Below are 20,164 nucleotides of genomic sequence, written 5' to 3'. Positions count from 1 at the left end.
CACCCCAGCCCCGCTCCTTGATCCACATCCCTATTGCCGGGCGCTCTTAGAGGCTCCGGCAATAGGACTTGTCCGGCTCGCGGCGCCCGGTCGGCGCCTCGCCTCGTTGTCGTCGGCCCAGGTGGGACACCGCTACCTGGGCCGACGACAACCGGAGCCTCTTGATCTCATCAATCAGCATGCTGGCCGTTAGCGCGCTGATGGCATGAGTGACAGCCCGGAACGCGTGTCGGGACGACGATGCGGTCGCGGAGAGCGAACGGATCATGATTGTCTGGGTAGCGCCCGGCCGGCCGGTTCATGCGGGAACTCGTTGGGCAGGACCGAGATGTGGACGAGTCGGATGACGTGCACGTTGCTACTTTTGGCAACCGAATCGACGAGCTTTTTGATGTGGCGGAGACCGCCACGGCAACGGTTGACGCACAGGGGCGTATCACGCAGTGGAGCAAACAGGCTCGGCAGCTGCTGGCCTACCCGCCGGCCGAGGTCCTCGGACGGGCGGCGGCAGACCTCCTCGCCGAGGATATTCCGGACACCGTGCGGCTGTCCAGCGCGGCGCTGGAGGTATGGAGCGGCCAGGCGGTTGTGCGTCACCGGGACGGCCGGCATCTGCGGGTCGAGTTGCTGGCACAACCGTCACCGGCTGACGATGGAAAGATTACCTGGATCATTAGTGCGGTGCTGGCGGGGCGGCAGAAGCGGCAGATGCGGAAAAATCACGAGCAGCAGGATAAGAAGGACGGCGACTGGCCGCTGCTGGACTGGGCGTTCGACCAGTCCCCGCTGTATCTCGCGGTCTACGACGTGGACTTGCGGATCCGCCGGCTGAACGCCGCGGCGTGCCGTCAGCTCGGCATCGACCAGGGCGAGGAACGCGGGCTCCAGCTCACCGAGCTGCTGCCCGGTGGGCCCGCCCTCGACGCGGTCGTCGAGCAGCTGCGCAAGGTGGCGCAGACAGGCGAGCCGGTGCGTTACAGGGTTTTCGCCCCTACTCTGATCAATCTTTACGGCGAGGCACTGGCCATCAGCATCTCGCCGCTGAAGGATCCAGACGGGCTGATCCGAGGCGTGTACAGCGCGGCGTTCGACATCAGCGAGCAGCACCGGGCCCAGCAGCGGCTGGCCTTGTTGAACGAGGCGAGTAGCCGTATCGGCAGTACGCTGAATGTGATCCGGACCGCGCGGGAACTGGTGGAGGTGGTTGTTCCCGGACTCGCCGACTGGGCCAGCGTGGATCTGCTCGAATCGGTACGCCAGGGGTATGAGCCGGTTGCCGGTCCGTTCTCGGGCACGGTCACCCTGTGCCGTGCCGCGCACCAGTCGATCATCGAAGGCCGTCCCGAAGTTGTGGTGGAGCTGGGGCAGGCCGACGTCTATCCGGACTATTCGCCCCCCGCCCGCGTCCTGGTGACCGGCCGGCCCGCGCTGTACCAGATCTCTGACCCGGTGATGGCTCGTTGGGTCGCCGCGGATGCCGTCCGGACCGCCAAGGCCCGCGAGTACGGGTTTCACTCGATGCTTTTCGTGCCGTTGCGTGCCCGTGGCGCCACTCTAGGTGTGGCGACTCTTGCTCGTCATCGACATCCGGAGGCGTTCGAGCACGATGATCTCATCCTTGCCGATGAGCTCGCTGCCAGGGCAGCAGTCGCTATCGACAATGCCCGTCGTTACACCCATGAACGCGCCACCGCGCTCACGCTGCAGCGCAGCCTGCTCCCGCGGCGGCTGCCCGCGCAGACGGCGGTGGATGTCGCCTCCCGCTACCTGCCAGCCAGCTCTGAGGTGGGTGTCGGTGGTGACTGGTATGACGTGATCCCGCTGTCCGGCACCCGCGTCGCGCTGGTTGTCGGTGACGTCGCGGGCCACGGGCTGCACGCGGCCGCGACCATGGGCCGGCTCCGTACCGCCGTGCGCACGCTTGCCGATGTTGATTTTTTTCCCGAGGAGCTGCTCACCCGCCTGGACGACGTGGTCATCCGGCTGGCGGCCGAGGAGAGCCCGGCGTCAACGGGCATGTCCGGCGATACTGGTGACGGTCTTGTCTCCACGTGTCTGTACGCGGTGTACGATCCGGTGTCCTGTCGGTGTTCGTTGGCCCGCGCCGGTCATGCCCTGCCCGCCATCGTGACCCCGGACGGCACCGTCGACTTCCTCGACCTGCCGGCCGGTCCTCCACTGGGCGTGGGCGGGCTGCCCTTCGAGGCCGCTGATTTCGATCTGCCCGCGGGCAGCCTGCTTGTTTTCTACACGGACGGACTCGTCGAGGGCCGTGACCGCGACATCGACGCGGGCCAAAGCGCGTTGCGCCGGGTGCTGGCCGATTCCGCGGGCTCGCTGGAGAGTATCTGCGACACCATCCTCGCGACCATGCTGCCGGACCGTCCAAGCAATGACGTCGCGCTGTTGGTCGCCCGGACACGTGCCCTTGACCCGGGCCAGGTCGCCAGCTGGGATCTGCCGGCAGAGCCGGCCGTCGTCGCGGACGCCCGTGCGCAGGCATCCCGTCAGCTCGCCAGCTGGGGGCTGGACGAGGCCACATTCATCACCGAGCTGATCGTCAGCGAACTGCTCACCAACGCCATCCGCCACGCTCGGGCACCGCTCCAGCTGCGGCTGATCCTTGACGACAGCCTCATCTGTGAGGTCTCCGACGCCAGCAGCACCGCGCCGCACCTGCGCCGGGCCCGTGTCCTTGATGAGGGTGGACGCGGGCTGCTCCTGGTCGCCCAGCTCACCCGGCGTTGGGGTACCCGTCATACCCGCCATGGAAAGACGATCTGGGCTGAACAGCCGCTCCCCACTGGCTGACGGTCGGTACCGATCGGCCGTCGCTGTCCGTGTTCGACGGTCGCCGGCCAAGACCGCGCACCCGTGCGGCGGCGCGCTCGGCGGCAGTGGTTAAGTAGCATCCGACAGCCCTTGGTTGTCCTGGTCGCGGTGGGTTCGGGCGCTGCGCGGCCGGGGCCGTGCCGGGCGTCGCCAGGCCCGTCAGGACGGTGGGTCGTAGGGGGTACGCGCGCAGCGCGTGGGTGACGGAGGTTGGATGAGCCGGGCCGGAACGTTCCAGGGCCGCATGGTGACTGTCGGCACCGCTGTGTGTCTCACGCTCCTGACCGGAGCGTGCGGCGGCAGCGGCTCGACGCCAGCGGTCGTGCGGGACGCGGCGGTTACCGCGGCACCGCCGAGCCCCCCCGCCACGGATCTGCCCACCGATCTGACGCTGGCGTCGTCATCACCGCCGGCGGTCCAGACCCAGTCCGCGCAACCGACCGCGACGGCCAGCGCCGACCCGCTCAGTACGTCCATCGTCCCGGGCAATTTTCCGTTCCCGGACGGGTCGACCCACACACTCACCAACAGCAAGCCCACCGACGCGTCGATCAGCCTGAAGGGAGTGACCCCGGCCGCGGCAGCCGACTTCTACCGGAAGGCCCTGCCCGGTGTCGGTTACAAGCTCTTCCAGGAGTCCGCGTCCGATGGGAGAACGAAGGTCACTTTTACGGGGCACAACCAGAGCGTCGAGATTCTCGCCGGTGGCACCACCAGCCCCAATCTTATTGTGCTCGTTTTTACTCAGTGCAGTACCGCCGTGCAGGGCGGGGCAATTCCGACGCGCCGCAGTGACCGGGTCGCCTGCCGGTAATCATGGTGATGTGTGCCGTGTGCCTGGTCCGCGGATAACCGTTCCCGAGCGTGTGCCCGGTAACCAGCCACCGCACGCCAGCACGGCGGTGCGGCGGTGCGGCGGTGCGACCGTGACGGCGGGCGGCGGGCGGTGGGCCGGCCCCGGCGACAATTGTGATCGTGTCGGTGTGGCCGGGTAGCGGGTGGATTCCCGCGGCGTCTGGCCGCCGCGGGAGCGTCGCGTGGTCTGGGCCAGCGCGTCGGCCGGCCGGGCCGGGATGAAGATCCAAAATGTTGTTCCAGGTCGTGCCCGGTCCCGGCGCGGCGAGCTGCCGGCTGGTAGCGGAGCACCCAGCACGCGCGTCCAGACAGTCGTCGACTCGCCTCGGGGCGGCTGGCGGGCGGGCAGCCAGGGCCGAGGGAGATGCGCCGGCATAACGGAACGTGGTATCGAGAGTCTGACCACCGTGCGGACCCGCGACACGGACCACACAGCGTGGGTGTTCGGGCGTGGATCCTCCGATCGCTGGCAACGTGTTACGAGGCAGGCCGGGCAGTCGCAGACGTGGCAAGTACCTAGCGGAGGTGGAGAACTCGATATGGCAGCGCAGAAAACGCACCGGAATATCGAAGACTGGGCACATGATCTTCCTGCCGGCTTCATAGAGTGCCGCACGATGGGTCATCGGTGGGAGCCGCATACGGCGGCCTGGGACAAAGAAGCCAGGGCCTACCACGTGACGCATGAATGTGACCGTTGTGGCACTCAGCGCAAGGCCTGGTGGAGCAGGACGGGAGAGATCTCCGCAGCCTCCTACAGCTATCCCGACGGCTACCTCACGAAGGACGTTGGTTATATCGGGGCGGAAGGGCGGGGTGTGCTGCGCACGGAATATCTGACCCGTGTCTTCAGCAGCAGGGCGGACAGCACCAACGGCAGGAAGAGAGCGTCATGACCCTGGTGCGGCGTTCTTCCCCGTGGTTCGCGCCGAGCCACCCGGGCGGTGCGCCGTACCGCGCCGCCTGTCGTGATCGGGAGCGGCGGACCAGTCGTTGATCCGCTGAATCCGCCGCGTCGCGAGACCTTATCCAACACTTCTTGTGGCTATCCGCTTCCTAACGACACCAGGTGCCGCTACAGTGCAGCTGCGAGAGCCGACCACTTCGTGTGATGTGCCACGCGGGAACCCGTGTGGGACGCCCAGCGATCGTGGGTGCTGTCGGCTGCCGTGCGTACGAGCGCCCCTATTGCCGGGCGTGCCAAACCGGACCGGGATTCCAGGGGTGGCTCAGTGGTCGATGTGACAAGGATCGGCGTGGTAGGTGGTGGCCTGATGGGTTCGGGCATTGCCGAGGTATGTGCCCGAGCGGGTCTCGATGTGACAGTCGTCGAAACGGACACGGGCCGGGCCGCGGCAAGCCATGGCCAGGTGGTCAGTTCACTGGGCCGCGCGGCGCTGCGGAACAAGCTGTCGGTCGATGACCGTGACCGGGCGTTGGAGCGGTTGAGCTTCACGACGGACCTCAACGAACTGGCCGACCGTCAGCTGGTGATCGAGGCCGTCGTGGAGGACGAACGGCTGAAGGTCGAGATCTTCCGGGATCTTGACAAGGTGGTCGCTGACCGTGGCGCGATCCTTGCGTCCAACACGTCGTCCATTCCCATCATGAAGCTCGGGATGGCGACCAGCAGGCCGCGCCACGTGATCGGTATCCATTTTTTCAACCCGGTGCCCGTTCTGCCGTTGGTTGAACTGGTGCCATCCCTGTTGACCGATGAGGAGACCCAGACCAGGGCTGAGTCCTTTGTCGGTGAGCTGCTCGGGAAGAGGGCGATCCGATCTCAGGACCGCGCCGGTTTTGTGGTGAATGCCCTGCTCGTACCATATCTGCTGTCCGCCATCAGAATGCTTGAGTCGGGTTTTGCCTCGGCGGCCGATATCGACAGCGGGATGGTGCTCGGCTGCGCGCATCCCATGGGCCCACTGGCATTGGCCGACCTGATCGGTCTCGACACGGTGAACGCGATCGCCGAATCGCTGTACGCTGAGTTCAAGGAGCCGTTGTACTCGTCACCCCCCTTACTCATGCGAATGGTTGACGCCGGCCTGCTCGGGAAGAAGAACGGCCGCGGCTTCTACGAGTACGGTCAGGTCGACGCGTGACCCCGGCGAGCGCCGGCACTGGCGTGTATCAGCTGAGCGAGGAACACCAGGCCCTGCGGGAGGCGGTACGGCGGCTGGCGGAAAAGGAGATCGCCCCGTATGCCGCCGACGTCGACGAGCGGGCCCGCTACCCAACCGAAGCACATGCCGCATTGACGCGGTCCGGCTTCCACGCTGTGCACATCCCGGCGGAGTACGGCGGCGAGGGCGCGGACGCGGTCGCGGCCTGCATCGTGATCGAGGAGGTGGCGCGGGTCTGCGCATCTTCCTCGTTGATTCCGGCGGTGAACAAGCTGGCGACTGTTCCGATCATGCTTGCGGCGTCCGAGGAACTGAAAAAGCAGGTGCTGCCTTCGATCGCCGCGGGTGAGGCCATGGCGTCCTATGCGCTGTCCGAACGGGAAGCGGGTTCGGACACCGCCTCCATGCGTACCAGCGCACGGCTGGATGGTGATTACTGGGTGCTCAACGGTACCAAGTGCTGGATCACCAATGCCGGCCAGTCCAGCTGGTACACGGTGATGGCGGTCAGCGACCCGACCGCGGCGAAGAAGTCCCAGGGCATTTCGGCGTTCGCGGTCCACCAGGACGATCCCGGCTTCTCGGTGGGTCTGGAGGAGCGCAAGCTCGGCATCAAGGGCTCGCCGACCAGAGAGATCCATCTGGAGAACTGCGCGATCCCGGCCAATCGGATCATCGGGGAGCCGGGCACCGGGCTGAAGACCGCGCTGCGCACGCTGGATCACACCCGCCCCACGATCGGCGCGCAGGCGGTGGGTATCGCCCAGGGCGCGCTGGACACGGCGATCGTCTACGTCAAGGAACGCCGGCAGTTCGGGCGGGCCATCGCCGAGTTCCAGGGCCTGCAATTCATGGTCGCTGATATGGGGATGAAGATCGAGGCGGCTCGGCACCTGGTGTACGTGGCCGCGGCCAAGGCCGAGCGTGGCGATCCAGATGCCGGGTTCGTGTCGGGGGCGGCGAAGTGCTTCGCCTCGGACGTGGCCATGGAGGTCACCACCGATGCGGTCCAGCTGCTCGGCGGCGCGGGATACACCCGCGACTTCCCGCTTGAGCGGATGATGCGCGATGCGAAGATCACGCAGATCTACGAGGGGACGAACCAGATCCAGCGAGTGATCATGGCTCGGCGCCTGCTCGGTTAGGGCCTGTCTGATGGATGGCAGCTGACCCGCGCGATCGACGATCCATCAGACGCGCCCCAGCGCCGGCCACGTAGCCGTAGCCCGTTAGGAGCGTGGCCGGCTGGAGCTGATTACCGTTTTGGCCGTACGGAACGCACGGAGCGTGACGGCCGCTTGCGAGCCGGGCGGCGGTTGCCACGGTGCTGCAGTGGCTCGACGACCAGCCTGCGTAGCTCATCCAACCCGGTGGCGTCGGGATGCCCGGAGCCCAGCAGCGCGCCGAACAGATCCCGCATGTCGCTGCTGCTTGCCTGCGCGAACGATTCGCGGACAGCGTCCGGGCCGGCGATCTCAAGCAGCTGGATCAGTTGCTCGGTCACGGCCAGCAGGCTTTCTCGCTCGGTCAGGCTATCCGGGTCCAGTTCCTCATCTTCAACGAGGAACTGGACGGCGATCGATCCGAGCGCGGCGTCTGAGCGCAGCCGCTGGAGCAGGGCTGTCCGATCGGGCTGGGCCGTACACAGCGCATCGAGCATCGCGGCGGCCCGATGGCGGAAGGAGCAGGACCGTACCGCGTCGAGCAGGCTGTCCAGCCCGGCTTCCTCGCCACCGTGGGCGGCCAGCCAGCGAAGGATCTCCTCCCGGCCGGTTTCCGGGGTGTAATGCTGGGCGATCATGCCAAGCAGCCGCGCGGGGTCGGTGTCGGTCAGCTCGCCGACGAGGGGCATGTAGCGGCCTTCAGCAAGCAGCCGGACGCGGACCGCATGGGTCCCCAGGTGGCTGAGGGCAACGGTCTCGACGGGCCCGGCGTCGGGAGCGAGCGCGGCGCGGAGCCGTTCCCGGGCGTCCGGGGGCAGACCTGTGGAGATGCTCTGGAGGCTGGCGGCGAAGTCATTCGCGTCGAGGTCATCGGAGCCGTCGAGGTCATCGGAGCCGTCGAGATCCTCAAGGAACATCGGATCGGCCGGTCCGATCGCCTGTTCCACCCCGCCGGCCTCAGCCAGTATCCGCAGCATCCGCCTCAGATCGGCTTCGACCGTCTGCCGCCAGATCGACTGCTGGGACTCGTCCTCGTCCTCGTCGTCGAGGCCGAAGGCAGCCTGGCAGGACAGCCAGACGCTTTCCGCCAGGCGTTTCACCGGCACCGGCGCTGGCATGCCGTAGATGGTGTTGAGGACGTCGGGCACGGCTTCGTCGAAGACGTCGTGGAGCATGCCCGGAGCATGGCCGTACACCCGTGGCTGCACCACCGCGTCGGCAAGCTCGTTGAACGTGTTGAACGCCGCGGTCCACAGGGCCAGGCTGGCACGCAGCAGCGGCTGCGACTTCGCGACCCGCACCAAGCGGTTCTTCACCACCCGGATCAGCCGCAGTTTCTTGGCCCATTCGACCACCAGGATGAGCCCGGCCAGCTCCGTACTGCTCTTGGTCCGCCAGACCCGGCCACCGACGACGGGGTCGACCGTGTCGCCGGTGCCGAGCAGCTCGATCAGCTCACGGGCGTCGACAAGCTTGAGCTGGCCGGTCGCGGTCAACGCGCGGCCGGCGCCGACCCAGTCGGTGAGCGCACGCAGCTGCCGGACGAGCCGGTTGTCCTCCGCCATCGCGGCAAGCTCGTGCTCCGGCGGGAGTGACACCGGCAGCTGGGAGCAGGCGCGCGCGGGCGGCCCGCCGTCACCACGCAGATGCCGTGTGACGATGTCGTTGAGAATCGCATCATCGTGTTCGACCCGGCCGGCGCGGGCGCTGTCGGCGAAGCGCCGCATCGCGACCTCGTCGGTCGGGTCGATACCGGAGGTGATTGCCCGCATGGCCCAGAATTTCGCGATGCCGAAGTTGCGTTCGTCGGACATCGCCTGCCGGAACGTGTCACCGGCGGTGGCGGCGATCGCGGTCTCGATGTCGGGGAGGGCGTCGCCGGTCGGATCATCCAGAGCGGTGTGGTGCAGGTAACGCAGCATTGTGAGCAGCATGTCCGGGATATCGGCGGCGTCGTCCGCGCTGACCGACACCTGCCGCGGTATCCAGTCGAGCAGGAACGCCCGGACGAGGTCGACGGTCCAGAAGCCGAGCCGTCCATCGACGCTGTAATGGCGGAAGTCCAGCGCGGCATCCAGGATAAACGGATCAACGGTCAGCTGTTGTTCGCCCGCCCACACCGAACAGCGGCGGATGAACAGCTCCTTCGCGGCCTCGAATTCGTTGGACTGCTCGGGCTCGAAGTGTGTACGCATGTCCGCGCCTTCCTTGCCGATCGTTTGCCGGCCAGACTAGCGGCGGTGCGTGTTGACCGCGTAACCACCTCCGTCGAACCCGCCGCCAGCCCGGATCGCGTAACGTCACTCGATGTTCAGCCACGCGTTGGCATATTGCTGATTGTAGTCGGCCGAACCAGGCAACGCATCAGGCAATAAGAGCGCCCGGCAATAGGGGCGTGGATCAAGGAGCGGGGCTGGGGTGCGTGCATCGCGAGGCGGCGCGGGGATGCGCCGGAGGTGGTGGGCGTTGACCGGCGAGTCGGGGCACCCGTGCGTCGCGCGGCGATGGCTGACGGCTTCCCAAACACGCCGTAAAGCGCTGATCAGCGGCTGCCGAGGAATGCCCCCATGGCCGGCCGCGGATGAGGCGAGCGGCGCCGGCCTGTCGGGGCGGAGGATGGCGTGGACACAAGGCACATAGTGCGCAATGTCGCTGGTGGCCGGAGCCCGGCAGGGACATGGCTGCTTGCCGTGCTCCTCCCGATACTGGGCGTGGCGGCAACGGTTGGCTGGGGGTCGGTGCCGCCAGCCAACGCGGCCGTGCGGACCGCCGCGGCCGCGGCCGCGGGACCGTCGATGGCGCTCACCCCTGTGTCCGGGCCGGCCGGGGCTTCCGTGACAGCGACCGGGACGGGGTTCGGCTGCACCGGCACGAGGGTTCCCGCAGTAGACGTGTCCTGGGACCGGACCCAGGCCGTGGGGACGGCGTCGGTCAGTTCCGGCGGCTTCAGCCTCACCTTCCGGGTACCGATGGGAGCGGCCGCTGGTTCACACTCGGTCACCGCCGCGTGTTCCGCGGTCTCTGCCTCGGCGACGTTCACCGTGGTCCAGCCTGTGCCGTCGCCCACCCCGGCTCCCCAGCCCACCCCGGCTCCCCAGCCCAGCACCACCCCGGCCACCCCGGCCAGCCCGGTGGCCAGCGCGGCCGGTGGCCCCGCGGCGACCACGTCCGCTGCTGGTGTGACGGCAGCTGGCACGGCCGGGGCGCCGATACAGACCGTGGTGGCACCCGACGCGACCAACGCCGGGGGGGTTCCCACCGGCGGGACAGCACAGCCCGTGCCCGGCGCAGGCTCCGGCTCCGACGCGGCCTCCGGGGGCTTGCCGGGGGCCGCGGCCGGTGGCGTGGCGGATGCGGCTGGTGGCGGTGGCCCTGGCGGAACGGGCGGGTCGGCCGGGCTGGGGACGGCAGTTACCAGCGGCCCGCGCGGTTCCGGGGAACCGGGTGATCGATCGGGCGAGGCGGGTGGGCGGCTGCGTTCCGGCTATGCCCGTGCCCTGCCCGCTCCCGGCGAGGTCTTCCGCCGCCCCGCGCGGGTGGGCGCCATGGCCGGCCTGGCTGTGTTGCTGCTGCCGCTGGTCGGCTTCGCCGCCGAGCTGTTCCACAAGACCATCCACCACAACCGCGAGACCCTGCGCCGCTGGTTCGCCTGGGCGTCGCCGTTCCCGGCCAGGGCCGGGCGGCTGCCGCGGCCGCTGCTCATCGCCGGCTTCTTCCTGCTTGCCACGGCACTTGCGGTGCTGGTGGAGCCGGGAGCCGGGGTGAACGCGGCGACTGTCGCGCTCGTGCTGGGCTTCGCGGTGGCGATCCCGGTCGGCATGCTGCTCTACAGCAAGCCCATCGACACCTACCAGCGGCGGGCGTCCGGTGGCGGGCGCGGTGAACTGGAGGTGCTGCCGGGCGCCGCTGTCGTGGCTGTCGGCTGCGCGCTGCTGTCCTGGGGCGCCGCGTTCAACCCCGGCTATGTGTACGGGCTGATCGCGGAGTACCGCGCCCGGGGCGGGCGGCGGTTGGCCCCGCGTGACGAGGGGCGGGCCGTGCTGGTCGGTGCGCTGGTCATGCTGGCGGTCGCGGTGGCCGCGTGGCTGGTGCGTGTCCCCGTGGTGGCGGCCCTGCGGCGGCACGGCTCCGGCCAGGGCGCGTTCGCCCTCGCGGTCACTGAGAACGTGCTGTGCCAGGTGGTGGCGGGCGCGGTGGTGGCCGCACCCGTCGTCCTGCTGCCCATTCACTACCTGGACGGCCGCAAGCTGTGGGAGTGGAGCCGCCTGGCCTGGGCCGCGACCTGTGGCGTCGCGCTGACACTTTTCGCGATCCTGGTGCTTGACCCCTCCGGGCTGCTCGGGATGGGCGATGGGCAGGTCTGGCGGCGAGCGGCCTGGCTGTTCGGCGGGTTCGCGGTTCTCTCCGTGCTTTTCTGGGCCTTCTTCCGGATCATGCCGGCACGCCTGCTCGGCCACCCGGACGAAGTGGATAACACGGATAACACGGATGGCCCGGATGGCCCGGATAGCCCGGATGGCCCGGATGGCACAGACAATATAGACAACATGGACAACGGTGATGGCGACGCTGTGGATGGCGACGGCAGGGCGCCTGCGAACAGCCATGACGACGGCACGGATGATCATAATCACGCCGATACCATGCCCCTCACGATCAGGAGGACGGCGGAGCCGGACACGGTCACGCTAAGCAAGATCCGTTAATAGCGAGGAGTGGGCGTGGATGGTGCGTTGCGGCAGGCGGCCGAGGCCGCGACGGGCTTCATGCCGGCGGGGGAGGGGCTCGCGCTGTACACCGCGGCGGCGCAGGTGCCCGCGGGCGTGCTGATCTGTGAGATCGGCACCTACTGCGGAAAGTCGACGCTGTATCTGGCGGCGGCGGCCCGGCGGGCTGGGGCCGCGGTCGTCACCGTCGATCATCACCACGGCTCGGAGGAGAACCAGCCCGGCTGGGAGTACCATGATCCGGCCCTCGTCGATCCCCGTACGGGCCGGCTCGACACCCTGCCGGCGCTGCGGCGTACCCTCGCGGACGCGGGGGTGGCGGATGTGGTGACGGTGGTCGTCGGCCGGTCCGAGGCGGTGGGGCGGTGGTGGACGACGCCGGTCGGGCTGTTGTTCCTGGACGGCGGGCACACCCACGAACAGGCTCAGGCCGATTACGAGGCCTGGGCGCGCCACGTCTCGCCCGGCGGCCGGCTGGTCATCCATGATGTGTTCGCGGACCCGGCGGACGGCGGTCAGGCGCCTTTCGCCGTGTTTCAGCGGGCGCTGGGCGAGGGTTTCACCGAGCGGTCACGCACGGGATCGCTGCGGGTCCTCGAACGCGCTGCCTGACCGGAGGTTTTCCGGCGGCCGGCCGGCCGAGCCGCGGCCGCAGGAACAGCCGAGCGGGATCGCTGCCGCACCCACCGCGCCGGGACCGGATGCCGATCGTCGCGCGGGCAGGCCGTCCCCGCGGAACGCGGCCTCGGTGACGCCGCCGGTGAGACTGTCGACGGCGAGCAGCACCGCCGCGGCCGTCCAGGTGCTCTGCTCCGGTGGCCAGTACAGCTTTTCGGCGAACTGCCAGCCCGTCCAGTAGCTGCCGTCGTTGTGCCGCAGGAACTGGATGTCTTCGAGCAGCCCGGCCGCGGCGCCGCTCTCCCCGACCAGATGCAGCGCGATCGCCAGCTCGCAGGTCTCGGCGCCGGTCACCCACGGCTGGTCGGCCACGCACCGGGCGCCGAGGCCGTCGACGACGAAGTCGTCCCACCGGCTACGCAGCCGGTCCCGGCCCCGCGGGCCGCGCAGCGCGCCGCCGATCACCGGGTAGTACCAGTCCATAGACCACCGGCGCTTGTCCACGAAGCGCTCCGGATGGTCGCGCAGAGCGTGGTGCAGGGCGCCGGCAGCCGCCTCCCAGCGGGGCACCGCCTCGCCGAGCGCGGCGGCGAGACCGAGCCCGCAGCGCAGACTGTGCAGGGTGCTGGAGCATCCGGTGAGCAGCGCCTCGGGGTAGGCGGTGCCGTCCGCCGAGCGTGCCCACCAGATCTGGCCGCCGGCGGCCTGCAGGCCCACGACGAAGTCGAGCGCGGCACGTACGACCGGCCACATCCGCCGCAGGAAGGAACGGTCGCCGGTGGCGAGCCAGCTGTGCCAGGCCGCGGTCGCCACGTAGGCGCACTGGTTGCTGTCGGCGAAGTCGTCCTTGATCTGACCGGCGACGTAGCTGGTCGCCCATGATCCGTCATCCCGCTGGGTGTGGCGGATCCACTCCCAGGCGGCGTCCACGGCTTCGATGGTGTCTGGCCGGCCGGCGATCCGTAGCGCCATCGCGCACTCGAGGTGATCCCACGGGTCGGTGTGCCCGCCCGGATACCAGGGGATGGCGCCGTCGGGCTCCTGGACGGCGACGATCGTGGCCGCGGTCTCGGCGATCGCGTCCGGGGTGAGCGGTGGGGTGGGCTTAACCGGCCGCACGCGGGACCTCCGGTTTGCGCAGATAGAACACGACGCTCTTGCCGATGAGCGGATTGAGCACCCGTTCGGCGAGGCGGGTGGGCCACGGCCGGCGCATCATGTCCCAGACCAGCACCCGGTGGTAGAGCCTGGTCGCGGGGTGGCCGTCGTTGTGCACTCCCACCAGGCAGCGCAGCCACCAGTACGGAGCGTGCAGAGCATGCGCGGTGTGCCTGTCAACGGGGTCGAGCCCCACGGCGCGTAACCGGGCCAGTAGATCGCGTTGCCGGTAGATGCGGATGTGCCCGCCTTCCACGCTGTGGTAAGCGGTCGAGAGGCGCCAGCAGATCCGCTCGGGCAGCCAGGCCGGGACGGTGACCGCGGCGAGCCCGCCGGGGCGCAGCACGCGGGCCAGCTCCGCCATGGCGCGGGCGTCGTCCGCGATGTGTTCGAGCACCTCCGCGGCGATGACCCGGTCGAAGGTGGCGTCGGCGAACGGCAGCGCGAGCGCGTCCCCGCGCACGCAGGCGGCCCGTGCCGCCGGCGGCACCTGGCCCTGCGCGGCCATCGCGGCGAACATCTGCCCGACACCGGTGACCTCGGCCGCCGCGTGGTCGAGCGCGACCACCTCCGAGCCTCGGCGGAACGCCTCGAAACCATGCCGGCCCGTGCCGCAGCCGAGATCGAGCAGACGGCAGCCCTCGGTGACCGGGTAGCGGTCGAAGTCGACCGTCAGCATGGGTGCGGGCCGGCCGCCGAGGAGCGCTCGCGCCCGGACCGGACCGCGTCGATCCGGTCCGCATACCACGCCGCGGTCGCGGCGGCCGCGGCTCGCCAGGAGAAGCGCTCCTTCACCCGGGTGCGGCCGGCGGCGCCCATCCGCGCTCGCAGCGCCGGGTCGTCGAGCAGCCGTCCGATCGCGGCGGCCAGCGCCTCGGCGTCCCCGGGCGCGACGAGCGCGGCGGCCTGCCCGGCCGGCCCGACCACCTCCGGAAGCGCACCGGCCGTGGTCGTGACCAGTGCCACGCCACAGGCCATCGCTTCGACCGCGGGCAGGCTGAAGCCCTCGTGCAGCGACGGCACCACGGCCAGCTCCGCTGACCGCAGCAGCGTGACGAGTTCCGTTTCGGACAGGTTCGGGCGGAACGTGACGACGCCGGTGAGGCCGAGGTCGTCGACCTGGTGCTCGATAGCGCCACCCGGCCGGGCCGCACCGACGCACACCAGGTGGGCGTCACGTTCGGCCCGGACCTTGGCGAGCGCCTCCAGCAGCACTCCCAGCCCCTTCAGCGGTACGTCCGCGCTGGTCACGACCACGATGCGCCCTGGCGTCGACGCCAAAGCCGACGCCGGGGCGGTGGCGGGGCGAAAGACGTCGGCATCGACACCGAGCGGGACGGTGCGCATCGCCGCCGCGGCCACCCTCATGTCGAGGATGATCTCCTGGCGGGAGCTCTGGGACGGAACGATGATGCCGTCGAGGCTGCGAGCGACCCGGGCCTGCATCGGCAGGAAGGAGTACCAGCGGCGGATGCCGGCACGCGCGGTCCGGTCCGGTGCGGCAGCCAGCGCCAGCCGGCGATCGACGGTGATCGGATGGTGCACCGTCGCCACCACCGGAACGCCGTGCGGGCGCAGCGCCCAGCGCAGGGCGAGCAGGCCGTAGCCCAAGCCCTGGTTGTCATGGACGATATCGAAGCGGGGTGGGTGGCCGGTATCCGGTCGCAGCGCACGGGCGGCCCGGATGCTGAACGCCAGCGGCTCGGAGAACTGGCCGGTGCGCATCAGGCCGAACTCGACGGCGTCGGCGACGGTGCGCAGCTCCCGTGGGGACGGCCAGCGGAACGGATCGGGCTCGGCGTACAGGTCGAGGCTGGGCAGCATGCGCAGCTCGATCCCGGGGTCGAGCAGGGGGTAGGGTGGCCCGCTCACCACCGTGACGTGGTGGCCCAGCATGACGAGTTCGCGGGAGAGATGCCGGACGTACACGCCTTGACCGCCGCAGGTGGGCAGACTGCGGTATGACAGCAACGCGATCCGCAACGGTGTCCTCTCCGTAGGTTCAGATCCATGGGCTCAGATCTGTTTCCCGCCGGTGCCAGCTCGCGTCCCCTGTTGCCAGGCGCTCCAAGCCGGCGCGGAGCTGTTTCCGGCACAGTAGGGCATATCCGGTGGATCTTCTCGGGAGTGCGCTCCGGACTGCGGATACCCGTTGGGCGTTGCCGGCCGGGAACGGCTCCCGGGCCCGCGCGCCGAGGCCGAGGCCGGCCAGCCCGTCCAGCGCCTGGGGACCGCGGCCAGGCCCGCGCTGAGCGGTTCAGGTCGTCTCGCTGGCGAGCCGGGCGAGTGCGCCACCGGCGCGCATGAGGTCCGCCAGATCCTGGTGGCTCAGTTGGCGAAGGCGGCGGGAGTACCAGCTGTCGACGACACGCCGGGATTCCTGGACGGCGGTGAGACCCTGGTCGGAAATCCGCACGATGCACTGGCGACCGTCGTATTCGTCGTTTTCTTTGATCGCCAGGCCACGTTCGATCAGCGTTGCCAGCGCGCGTGTCATCGACGGTTTACGCACACCTTCGACGTGGGCGAGCTGCGTCGGCGTCAGCGGCCCCAGCCGTTGCAGCGTGGACAGGGCTGAAATCAGGCTGAACGGCAGCGCCCGTGGGTCACGCTGGCGTTCCGCCCGCTGTGAGCGCGCGAGCCTGGTTATCGAGGTTCGCAGCATGGCCACGAACACCGGGTCGAGGCGCTCGTCATACGGGGCGCTACCGGTACCCGCATGGTTGGCGGTGGTCGGGTAGCGCCCGCGTCCGGTCGATGGTGGGCCGCTGGCCGGTCGTATGGGCACGGTCATTACCGCATGGTAACGACTTTCGCGGTTGATGCCGTGTCGATCAGGTGAGCACCAGTTCCTGGGGGACGACGATGACGTCGACGAGCGCGCCGCGCCGCCATACGGTCAGTTCGACCGGTTTTCCGATGGTCTCCTCGGTCATGAGGCGCTGGAGGTCGCCGGATGCGGCGACCGGCCGCCCGGCGACCGAGAGCACCAGATCGCCGGTGAACAGCCCGGCCCGTCCGGCCGGGCTGTTCACCACGACCTCCGCCAGCCGTACGCCGTGCCGGCGGCCGAACCGCTCCGCCAGGTGCGGCGGGAGCGGAGCCCGGGAACTGGCCACCCCGAGATAGGCCCGCCGGACCCGACCGTCACGCATGAGCGCGGCGAGGATGCGGCGGGTGGTGTCGTTGACCGGGATGGCGAGCCCGAGGCCGATCCCGGCGACGGCGGTGTTCACGCCGACGAGGTGGGCGTTCGCATCGGCCAAGGCGCCGCCGGAGTTACCCGGGTTGAGAGCGGCGTCGGTCTGGATCACCTCGTCGATGACACGGACGGTCGCGCCGGCCCGGGTCGGCAGCGACCGGCCGAGCGCGCTGACAACCCCTGCCGTGACGCTGCCGGTCAGCCCCAGCGGATTGCCCACGGCGACGACGAGCTGGCCGACGGCAAGCGTTGCGGCATCGCCGAGCGTGGCCGGCGGAGGCGTGCTACCGCGGGCGCGCAGCACGGCGAGATCGGACAGCGGATCGGCGCCGATCACGTCCACGACCCGCTCCGTGCCGTCGGTGAACTCAGCCGTGCCGGTCACGGCGTTCCGTTCCCTGCCCGGCAGGCCGCTGTCGACGACGTGGGCGGAGGTCAGCAGGAAACCGTCGTCGGTGAAAACCACGGCGGACCCAGCGCCCGCACCCGCGCTGGTCCGTACCCGCAGGCTCGCGACAGCGGGGGAGAGCGCGGCGGCGACCCTGGTCACCACCTGCGAGTAGGCGTCCATCGGATCCTGCATCACGGCCTCCCGGCGCCGGTCCCAGACAAGCGATCTGATTACATGCTTACGTCGCTTGCAACATCGCAGCGTCGAGCGGCCTTCCCTGTTCCCTGTCCGCCCAGGGCGGACAGGGAACAGGGAAGGCGGGGCGTCAGTCGACGAGTGCCTTCCGCAGGACATCCAGCTCGGCCTGGGTGATGCCATGGTCGAGCGCCCAGCCGGCCGTGCCGCCCCAGCGCTGGTCGACGGTCTCGAAGAAGGCCCACATCGTCTCGGGCCGGCAACCGATGTCGCCGCGCGCGCTCCTGCCGTAGGTCGGCATCGCGATCAGGCGTTCCCTGATCCGCGGCAGCCGTTCATTGGTCAGGACGTAGTCGTCGACGATCGCTTCGCGCCGGACCCCGACGACATCCAGAACGAGCGCGGCAAGGACACCGGTGCGGTCCTTGCCCGCCGCGCAGTGAAACAGGACCGGTAGCTCAGCTGGCTGGGTGAGCAGCCGCAGTGCCGCCGGCACCGTGCTGCCGGGACGGGTCAGATAGTCCACGTAGTGCTCGACCGTCTCCTGCCTGGATCGCTGTTCGACGATCACCTTGTGTTCGGGGTCGCCGGGCACGAGATAGACGTCGGGAACGAACGCCACGTTGCGGTAACGGACCGCGGTCTCCGCGAGCAGCCCGCGGCCCTCGGCCGCCGCTTCCCTCGGCGTCCGCAGATCCAGCACGGTGCGTAGACCGAACCCGTTGAGCAGTACGTCCGTACCCTCCACCGTCAGCTGCTGGACCGTGTCGCACCGGATCAGAAGCCCCCGCTTGGTCGAGCCACCGTCCGTTGTGGGCAGGTCCCCGAGGTCGCGGGCGTTGTCACAGCCATCAAGGTGGATCCAACGGTCGGTCACGAAACCCCTTCGGTCGCGGTGGGCAAACGCCGGTGCCACTGGCGGTCGGTCGGTCGGCCGCGGCCGGGGCGTCTGAGCTTCCCAGCCTAACCGTGCCAGGTCAGCGGAAGACGGCCTCATGCGACCGGCTGGCCGGCGCGGACCGCCCGTGTGATCCACCGCCAGCATGATGATCATTTGCTCTTTCCTGTGTGTCAGCGGTTGACTTGGTTGGGTTCAGCTGGCAATGTGCGTGCGGTCTCACGGTTTGGGACGTTCGCCCTGAGGTAGAGGTTGATGCGGTGGGTACTGGCAGGATCGTGCGGTTCGACGGGATTCGTGGCTACGGCTTCATCGCGCCTGACGAGGGCGGCGATGACATCTTCATGCATGTGAACGATTTGGAGGATGAAAAGTATCTGTTCCGGCCCGGCGTACTTGTCGAGTTCAAAGCGGAGGAGGGTGACAAGGGTCTGAAGGCCTCAGCTGTCCGTCTTGTTGACCGGGCCGGGGTCGGCCCGTTTTTTCCCCGTGCCACCAGCCCGAACCTTGCGGGTTCGGGCACCGACGACGACGAGATGTGCGATGTCCTGACCACCGCCGAGTTTCTCCATGTGCTCACTGAGATACTTGTCGAGGGGGTACCGACGTTGACCGGTGGCCAGATTGGCCAGATACGGCAGCGGCTCCTCGACCTCGCGCGGGCGCGCGGTTGGGTCGAATCCTGACGCTCCGGCCGGCTGGTCCGGCGGGTGGGCCTGCCGTGATGCCCGCGGCGGTACGCGGTTCGGCGTTGTCATCCGATGGATGAATTATCCGTTGAGAGCGAGAACGCCGGGCGTCGGGATACTGTCCGTCGCCATTCCGTTGACGCCCGCGGCTGGCACGGCGGCAGGTGAATGTTTCTACCGTGCGCTGGGGGCCGGAGAGCAGCATCCGCTCGGTCTTCACACGGGTTTCTGGCCAGGGACGCTGCCTGGTGGGTGCCGTGCCTGGCGGGCGCTCCGCCAGGCCGCGGTCCAAGCCGGGGCTGTTGCTTCCCTCGCTGCTGTTCATCGCTGTTCATCGCTGTTCATCGTCTTGGTCGTCGTGGTGGTAGGCAGCCTTGGGACGCCCCTCATCACCAGCGTGGCCACTACTTTCCAGGTGCCGCTCGCCAGCGCGCGGCAGCCGCTGACCAGCACTGTGCTCAGCGGCGCTGCTGCCCCACGCCCCTCCTTCTTCGGCGTGGGCGGCTTCTCCGCGTGAGGCGGCGCGGGAAGTCACCGGAGATGGTGGGGGCGACCGGCAAGCCGGGGCAGCCGTGCACCGCGCGGCCATGGATGGGCAGCGATGAGGTGAGGCGCGTGCCCCAGCCTCGCGACGCCGCGTCCCCTGTTGCCGGTCGCTCAAGGCGCTACTGGGCGAAACAGCTGTCCGGCCGGCGACCATGTCGAGCAGCCATGCTCCCAACCCGTCGTCCGCACAGGTCAACGGCCTAGCCCACGACGTGCGCCCACAGCCTCACATTGGCTCGATGACGTTCTTCCGCGAGTGCCCGTAGATCACCGAGGTGCGTACGTCCGCGAGCGCCTGGAGCTCAGTCAGTTTGTCCAGGACCACCGAATGGAGATGGTCGGCGTCGCGAACCGCCACGTGGAGAAGGAAGTCGTCGGTGCCCGTCAGCACGAAGACCGCGATCACCTCGGGCATCCGCGCCACGAACGCCTGGAACTGCTCGATGACCGCACGTGTGGGGGGCCGTACCCGCACAGCGATGATCGCTTGTAGCCCCCGGCCGAGCGAGGGGAGGTCCACGTCGGCGTGGAATCCGAGCAGCACACCGCGCTCGCGGAGGGAGCGCACCCGCTCCAGGCAGGTGGAGGGGGCGATCCCCAGCTTCTGCGCCAGGTCCCGGTTGGTGCGCCGACCGTCTTGCTGGAGAAGCCGTAGTAACGCCGAATCTAGTTCGTCCATGTTCTGCCACCTTTCTGAAAAGCCGAATTATATTCGGCCAATCTGCCATTTCATTGGATTGATTGTTAGCATCATTGCAATAATT

Annotated in this window: 19 protein-coding genes; 10 read left to right on the top strand and 9 right to left on the bottom strand. The window is 69.1% G+C overall.

Annotated features, from left to right (window positions below):
- The 6 genes from MJ777_RS06430 to MJ777_RS06405 all read left to right on the top strand — a co-directional run.
- Positions 1-193: hypothetical protein (locus MJ777_RS06430; protein ID WP_239374099.1), on the top strand; the 193-nt coding region annotated here is incomplete at its 5' end.
- 137 nt (positions 194-330) lie between these two features.
- Complete coding sequence (locus MJ777_RS06425) at positions 331-2,811, top strand: SpoIIE family protein phosphatase (protein WP_239374082.1); 2,481 nt, start codon at positions 331-333, stop codon at positions 2,809-2,811.
- A 235-nt stretch (positions 2,812-3,046) separates the two neighbouring features.
- Positions 3,047-3,646 carry a hypothetical protein gene (locus MJ777_RS06420; protein WP_239311526.1) on the top strand — a complete coding sequence of 200 codons (600 nt, stop codon included), beginning with the start codon at positions 3,047-3,049 and terminating at the stop codon, positions 3,644-3,646.
- A 580-nt stretch (positions 3,647-4,226) separates the two neighbouring features.
- Positions 4,227-4,583: a hypothetical protein gene (locus MJ777_RS06415; protein ID WP_239311528.1), complete on the top strand. Its 357-nt coding sequence runs from the start codon at positions 4,227-4,229 to the stop codon at positions 4,581-4,583.
- A gap of 378 nt (positions 4,584-4,961) precedes the next feature.
- On the top strand, positions 4,962-5,792 hold the full coding sequence (locus tag MJ777_RS06410) for a 3-hydroxybutyryl-CoA dehydrogenase (protein WP_370652663.1): 831 nt from the start codon (positions 4,962-4,964) through the stop codon (positions 5,790-5,792).
- Positions 5,789-6,958 (top strand): acyl-CoA dehydrogenase family protein, encoded by a 1,170-nt coding sequence (locus MJ777_RS06405; protein WP_239346563.1) that lies wholly within the window; start codon positions 5,789-5,791, stop codon positions 6,956-6,958. The genes MJ777_RS06410 and MJ777_RS06405 overlap by 4 nt, the downstream gene beginning before the upstream one ends.
- Positions 6,959-7,068: 110 nt before the next feature.
- Here the strand turns inward: MJ777_RS06405 and MJ777_RS06400 are convergent, their stop codons facing one another.
- Both MJ777_RS06400 and MJ777_RS06395 read right to left on the bottom strand, forming a co-directional pair.
- Entirely contained in the window at positions 7,069-9,171 is a 2,103-nt protein-coding gene (locus tag MJ777_RS06400) for a hypothetical protein (RefSeq protein WP_239346562.1), read from the bottom strand.
- A gap of 347 nt (positions 9,172-9,518) precedes the next feature.
- The gene (locus tag MJ777_RS06395; protein ID WP_239374065.1) at positions 9,519-10,172 is read right to left on the bottom strand and encodes a hypothetical protein; all 654 of its coding nucleotides are present in this window, start codon (positions 10,170-10,172) and stop codon (positions 9,519-9,521) included.
- Positions 10,173-10,194: 22 nt separating this feature from the next.
- On the opposite strand from MJ777_RS06395, the gene MJ777_RS06390 reads away from it, so the two are divergent.
- Complete coding sequence (locus MJ777_RS06390) at positions 10,195-11,682, top strand: FGLLP motif-containing membrane protein (protein ID WP_239374062.1); 1,488 nt, start codon at positions 10,195-10,197, stop codon at positions 11,680-11,682.
- Positions 11,683-11,697: 15 nt separating this feature from the next.
- The gene (locus tag MJ777_RS06385; protein ID WP_239311538.1) at positions 11,698-12,315 is read left to right on the top strand and encodes a class I SAM-dependent methyltransferase; all 618 of its coding nucleotides are present in this window, start codon (positions 11,698-11,700) and stop codon (positions 12,313-12,315) included.
- Here MJ777_RS06385 and MJ777_RS06380 read toward each other — a convergent pair.
- From MJ777_RS06380 to MJ777_RS06355, 6 genes are all read right to left on the bottom strand, one after another.
- On the bottom strand, positions 12,274-13,440 hold the full coding sequence (locus MJ777_RS06380; protein WP_239311540.1) for a hypothetical protein: 1,167 nt from the start codon (positions 13,438-13,440) through the stop codon (positions 12,274-12,276). The two genes, MJ777_RS06385 and MJ777_RS06380, sit on opposite strands and share 42 nt — an antisense overlap.
- Entirely contained in the window at positions 13,427-14,158 is a 732-nt protein-coding gene (locus MJ777_RS06375; RefSeq protein WP_239346707.1) for a class I SAM-dependent methyltransferase, read from the bottom strand. The genes MJ777_RS06380 and MJ777_RS06375 overlap by 14 nt, the downstream gene beginning before the upstream one ends.
- The gene (locus tag MJ777_RS06370; protein ID WP_239308904.1) at positions 14,152-15,462 is read right to left on the bottom strand and encodes a glycosyltransferase family 4 protein; all 1,311 of its coding nucleotides are present in this window, start codon (positions 15,460-15,462) and stop codon (positions 14,152-14,154) included. The genes MJ777_RS06375 and MJ777_RS06370 overlap by 7 nt, the downstream gene beginning before the upstream one ends.
- 274 nt (positions 15,463-15,736) lie before the next feature.
- Positions 15,737-16,273 (bottom strand): MarR family winged helix-turn-helix transcriptional regulator, encoded by a 537-nt coding sequence (locus tag MJ777_RS06365; protein WP_239346705.1) that lies wholly within the window; start codon positions 16,271-16,273, stop codon positions 15,737-15,739.
- A gap of 40 nt (positions 16,274-16,313) precedes the next feature.
- A complete protein-coding gene (locus MJ777_RS06360) occupies positions 16,314-17,264 on the bottom strand; it encodes a S1C family serine protease (protein ID WP_239308900.1) in 951 nt (316 codons plus the stop codon).
- A 133-nt stretch (positions 17,265-17,397) separates the two neighbouring features.
- Complete coding sequence (locus MJ777_RS06355; protein WP_239308898.1) at positions 17,398-18,144, bottom strand: tyrosine-protein phosphatase; 747 nt, start codon at positions 18,142-18,144, stop codon at positions 17,398-17,400.
- Between the two features lie 281 nt (positions 18,145-18,425).
- Here MJ777_RS06355 and MJ777_RS06350 point away from each other — a divergent pair, with 281 nt between their 5' ends.
- Positions 18,426-18,851, top strand: a complete 426-nt coding sequence (locus tag MJ777_RS06350; RefSeq protein ID WP_239308896.1) for a cold-shock protein — start codon at positions 18,426-18,428, stop codon at positions 18,849-18,851.
- 91 nt (positions 18,852-18,942) lie between these two features.
- Positions 18,943-19,371 carry a hypothetical protein gene (locus tag MJ777_RS06345; protein ID WP_239346704.1) on the top strand — a complete coding sequence of 143 codons (429 nt, stop codon included), beginning with the start codon at positions 18,943-18,945 and terminating at the stop codon, positions 19,369-19,371.
- A 255-nt stretch (positions 19,372-19,626) separates the two neighbouring features.
- Here MJ777_RS06345 and MJ777_RS06340 read toward each other — a convergent pair whose 3' ends face one another.
- Complete coding sequence (locus tag MJ777_RS06340) at positions 19,627-20,079, bottom strand: Lrp/AsnC family transcriptional regulator (RefSeq protein ID WP_239308893.1); 453 nt, start codon at positions 20,077-20,079, stop codon at positions 19,627-19,629.
- Positions 20,080-20,164: the final 85 nt, after the last annotated feature.

Origin of the sequence: Protofrankia sp. Cj5 (assembly GCF_917627405.1) — a bacterium.
Taxonomy (GTDB): Bacteria; Actinomycetota; Actinomycetes; order Frankiales; family Frankiaceae; genus Protofrankia.
This window is presented reverse-complemented; position numbering and strand designations above follow the sequence as displayed.